Below are 736 nucleotides of genomic sequence, written 5' to 3' on the forward strand. Positions count from 1 at the left end.
GGCGGCGAAGCGTCCTGAACCACACCTTCGGCAGCCGCATGAAAGCCACACCCGGCACCCCTGGGCCAGCCAACCCTACGAACGGCTCGCTCAACCCGATCAAGAAGGTAGGGCCGCGTGAGCGACGTCGCGCTGCGGCCCGCCACGCCCGCCGACAGCGAGTTCTGCTTCCAACTGCACAAGGCCGCGATGGGCGACTACGTCGCCGCGATCTGGGGGTGGGACGAGCAGGACCAGCGGGACTACCACGCGCGCGGGTTCGACCCCGGCCACTGGCAGATCATCACCGCCGACGGGGCCGATATCGGCATGCTCAGCGTCGAGTACCGCTCTACCGAGGTCTACCTCGGCCGCATCGAGGTCCACCCCGAGCATCAAGGACGCGGCATCGGCACCCGCCTCATCACCGCGCTCCTGGACGAGGCCGAGCAGCAGGGCAAGGACCTGGTCCTCGACGTGCTCGCGGTCAACCACCGTGCGCACGCCCTCTACCGGCGACTCGGCCTGCGGGAAGTGGCACGCCACGGCGACGGCGACATCAAGATCAGGATGCGCTCCACCCGTCCGCCCGGGTGACCATCACAACTGGCACATGCCGAGCGTTCCCGCTGCTCATCTAGTGTTTCGCTCGAATAGTTTCTTTTCGTTTGATTTTGGCGATGATCTCGTCGGCGTCTTTGGTCCAGGAGAATGGTTCGCAGCGGTCGTTCCAGCCGTCGATGAAGGTGCCGATCGT

Annotated in this window: 1 protein-coding gene; it reads left to right on the forward strand. The window is 65.9% G+C overall.

Annotated features, from left to right (window positions below; all coding sequences use genetic code 11):
* Positions 1-117 precede the first annotated feature (117 nt).
* Positions 118-576, forward strand: a complete 459-nt coding sequence (locus tag amrb99_RS49525) for a GNAT family N-acetyltransferase (RefSeq protein WP_190869045.1) — start codon at positions 118-120, stop codon at positions 574-576.
* Positions 577-736 lie beyond the last annotated feature (160 nt).

The sequence above is a fragment of the Actinomadura sp. RB99 genome (assembly GCF_014706005.1).
Taxonomy (GTDB): domain Bacteria; phylum Actinomycetota; class Actinomycetes; order Streptosporangiales; family Streptosporangiaceae; genus Spirillospora.